This window comes from Paenibacillus sp. MER TA 81-3 (assembly GCF_023713585.1).
Classification (GTDB): domain Bacteria; phylum Bacillota; class Bacilli; order Paenibacillales; family Paenibacillaceae; genus Paenibacillus_B; species Paenibacillus_B profundus.
On record NZ_JAMAWB010000047.1, the window covers coordinates 1 to 1,229 of the forward strand.

Genomic DNA, 1,229 nt, shown 5'->3' on the forward strand with positions numbered 1-1,229 from the left:
GTTTATTAGATGAAGAGGTCTGGAAAGGCCCGCCATAGAAGGTAACAGCCCTGTATTCGAAAGTAAATGCCCTCCGAGACGGATCCCGAGTACCGCGGGACACGTGAAACCCCGTGGGAATCTGGCAGGACCATCTGCTAAGGCTAAATACTCCCTGGTGACCGATAGTGAAGCAGTACCGTGAGGGAAAGGTGAAAAGCACCCCGGAAGGGGAGTGAAATAGAACCTGAAACCGTGTGCTTACAAGAAGTCAGAGCCCGTTAACTGGGTGATGGCGTGCCTTTTGTAGAATGAACCGGCGAGTTACGTTTACGTGCAAGGTTAAGGTGAAGAGCCGCAGCCGCAGCGAAAGCGAGTCTGAATAGGGCGAGTGAGTACGTAGTCGTAGACCCGAAACCGTGTGATCTACCCCTGTCCAGGGTGAAGGTGCGGTAACACGCACTGGAGGCCCGAACCCACGTACGTTGAAAAGTGCGGGGATGAGGTGGGGGTAGCGGAGAAATTCCAATCGAACTCGGAGATAGCTGGTTCTCCCCGAAATAGCTTTAGGGCTAGCCTCGGAGTCAAGAGTCGTGGAGGTAGAGCACTGATTGGATGCGGGGCCCGCCAAGGGTTACCAAGTTCAGTCAAACTCCGAATGCCATCGACTTATATCCGGGAGTCAGACAGTGGGTGCTAAGGTCCATTGTCAAGAGGGAAACAGCCCAGACCATCAGCTAAGGCCCCTAAGTATACGTTAAGTGGGAAAGGATGTGGAGTTGCACAGACAACCAGGATGTTGGCTTAGAAGCAGCCATCATTTAAAGAGTGCGTAATAGCTCACTGGTCGAGTGACTCTGCGCCGAAAATGTAACGGGGCTAAACGTATCGCCGAAGCTATGGCTTGCATCGTAAGATGCATGGGTAGGGGAGCGTTGTGTATCGGGTTGAAGGTAGACCGGAAGGACTGCTGGACTATACACAAGTGAGAATGCCGGTATGAGTAACGAAAAGACATGTGAGAATCATGTCCGCCGAAAGCCTAAGGGTTCCTGGGGAAGGCTCGTCCGCCCAGGGTAAGTCGGGACCTAAGGCGAGGCCGAAAGGCGTAGTCGAAGGACAACAGGTTGAAATTCCTGTACCACCGTAAGCCGTTATGAGCAATGGGGGGACGCAGAAGGATAGGGACGCGAGCTGATGGATGCTCGTCCAAGCAGTGAGGCCGGTCAGTAGGCAAATCCGCTGACCAT

At 53.5% G+C, this 1,229-nt stretch carries 1 rRNA gene; it reads left to right on the plus strand.

Annotated features, from left to right (window positions below):
• Window positions 1-1,229 (plus strand): 23S ribosomal RNA (locus M3650_RS31130); the annotation flags it as partial.